The organism is Nonomuraea aurantiaca, from assembly GCF_020215705.1.
GTDB classification, from domain to species: Bacteria; Actinomycetota; Actinomycetes; order Streptosporangiales; family Streptosporangiaceae; genus Nonomuraea; species Nonomuraea aurantiaca.
The window spans coordinates 1-2,372 of record NZ_JAIWNB010000096.1; the positions used below are offsets into that span (position 1 = coordinate 1).

2 protein-coding genes are annotated in these 2,372 nt (G+C 66.9%); both read right to left on the reverse strand.

Annotated elements, in window-relative coordinates:
• Window positions 1-53: 53 nt before the first annotated feature.
• A complete protein-coding gene (istB, locus tag LDL49_RS56280; RefSeq protein WP_225303161.1) occupies window positions 54-824 on the reverse strand; it encodes an IS21-like element helper ATPase IstB in 771 nt (256 codons plus the stop codon).
• Window positions 821-2,248, reverse strand: coding sequence for an IS21 family transposase (gene istA, locus LDL49_RS56285; protein ID WP_308016327.1), 1,428 nt, complete (start codon window positions 2,246-2,248; stop codon window positions 821-823). Before istA ends, istB begins: the two co-directional genes overlap by 4 nt.
• Between the last annotated feature and the right edge of the window lie 124 nt (window positions 2,249-2,372).

The following is a 2,372-nucleotide window of genomic DNA, read 5'->3' on the forward strand; positions in this document are numbered from 1 at the left end:
TGTCCGCGTACTTCTTTGGGTGCTCCACCAAGTACGGAGATGTGTGCACCAGCTCAGGCGACCTCAGTGGCTTGTTCGATGTTTCTGAGCCGGTTCTTGAGTCGGTAACTGGGGCCGTTGATGGAGATCACATCGCAGTGGTGGAGGAGCCGGTCGAGGATGGCGGTGGCCAGGACCTCGTCGGCGAAGACCTGACCCCACTCGCCGAAGCTCTTGTTCGAGGTCAGGATGATCGAGCCCTTCTCGTAACGCTTAGAGATCACCTGGAAGACCAGGTTGGCCTCGCCGCGTTCGAGGATCTCGTAGCCAACTTCGTCGATCACCAGGACGCCCGGCCGTAGGTAGGTGCCGAGTTTGCTGCTCAGGCGCCCGGCGGCCTCGGCGGCCTTGAGGTTGCTGACCATGTCGTCGAGGCTGGTGAAGTAGACCGAGTAGCCGGCCCGGCAGGCCGCGACCGCCAGGGCGACGGCGATGTGGGTTTTGCCGACTCCCGGTGGGCCAAGCAGGGCCGCGTTGGCCCTGGCCTCGACGAAGGCGAGGGTGGCCAGGTCTTTGACCTTGCGGGGGTCCAGGTCGGGCTGGAAGGAGAAGTCGTAGTCGTCCAGGGTCTTGTGGTGCGGCAGTTTCGAGGTGCGCAGGCCGGTGCGGAACCGGCGGTCCTCGCGGACGGCGAGTTCTTCGGACAAGACCAGGTCCAGGAAGTCCAAGTAGCCCATCTTGGCTTCGTCGGCCCGCTGTGCGTAGTGGGTCAAGGCCTCGGCCAGATGGGGCAGACCGAGCTTGGCGGCGGTGGTGCGGATGCGGGTGGAGACCAGCTCGGTCAACGGGCTTCCTTCGTGGTGTGATCGGTGTTGAAGGGGCGGGTGCCGGTCAGTTCGTCATAGACCGACAGGGGGCGGCGGCCGACCTCGATCTGGGCAGCCGCGGTCCTGTTGAGCAGGCCCGCCAACGATCCGGGGGCTGGCTCCGGGCTGTGGCCTTTGCCCCGGCCCTGGCGAACGGGAAGATCGTGGCCTGCGGTGACACGTCGACCGGCTCCGGTGGGCAGGCCGTCCCAGTGCCGCTCGTCCACGACGCGGCAGCCGCGGCCCACTGCCCGCTGGTGGGCGGCCAGCAGCGTCTGACCCGTGTGGTCGGGTGTGGTGGCGTGCAGCATGATCTGAGCCTTGGTCGCCCTGACCTCGACCAGCTGGCGCGGCTGGACCCGGCGGGCCGGGACCGAATACAGGTTCGCCTCGAAGGCGACCAGGCAGTCCTTGCCGACGTAGCGAAGATGCCGCTGGGACACGACATACGGGGTGGCCGGCAGCGGTCGCAACGCCATGTGGTCACGGACCGCCCGCAGGCCGATGACCTCGCCGTGGGTCCCGTGGATCTTGGAGCGCCGCAGTGGAACCCAGGCGGCGAAGGCGGCGTCGAGCTCCTCGATCGAGGAGAACGCCCGCCCGGCCAGGACATGATTTCGGACGATGGCGACCTGACGCTCGACCCGGCCTTTGCCGGTGGGCCGGTAGGCGGCCAGCACATCGGGGTCGAAGTCGTAGTGCCCGGCGAAGGCAACCGCCTCGGGATGCAACGGGACAGCCTCACCGGGGGCGACGTGGCGGCGAACCACCGTCTTGGTGCGGTCGTAGACGATCGACATCGGCACCCCGCCGAAGTGCTCGAACGCCCGGCGGTGGCAGTCGAAGAAGGTCGCCAGATCCTGGCTGGTGGCAAAGCAGCAGAACGGGTCCCGCGAGTAGGACAAGGTCATGTGGAAGGAGTAGACCTTCCCGATCCCGACATGGGCCAAGATCTTGCCCTCATCCCCCCAATCCACCTGGGCCTGAGCGCCCGGCACCACCTCGAATCGGCGATGCAACCCCGCCAGCTCGCCCGGGCTGATACCGAGTTCGGCCGCGATCCGCGGGCGCGCCTCCTGCAAGTAGATCTTCACTCGCTGGTAGTTGCCGGTGAATCCGTAGTCGGCCACCAGGCGCTCGTGGATCACCGCTCCCTTGAGCAGGATCTCCGCCCGCAACATGGCATCGATGAGCGGCGCGACCTCGTCCACCACCCGCCGCCGTGGCCGATCGTTGGGCGCCCTCTTTGGCGGCGCCACAGCAACCTGGCCGGCCAGGTACTTGGCGACCGTCCGCCGGTTCAGCCCGGTCTCGGCCGCGATCTCCCGCAAGCTCATCGCACCGGACTCATGCAGACTGCGAAACCGCCTCAGCTCCAACCAGCGATGCGGGTCCAAGACCACCGTCAGCCGCCCTCCACCGACTCCGAACAGAGAACAGTAGCCTCGCAGTAACGGAGTGTCACCGCATCAAGAACGGTGCATTCTCATCCGTACACGCTGGCGCACGTTCACCCGTACGCCGACA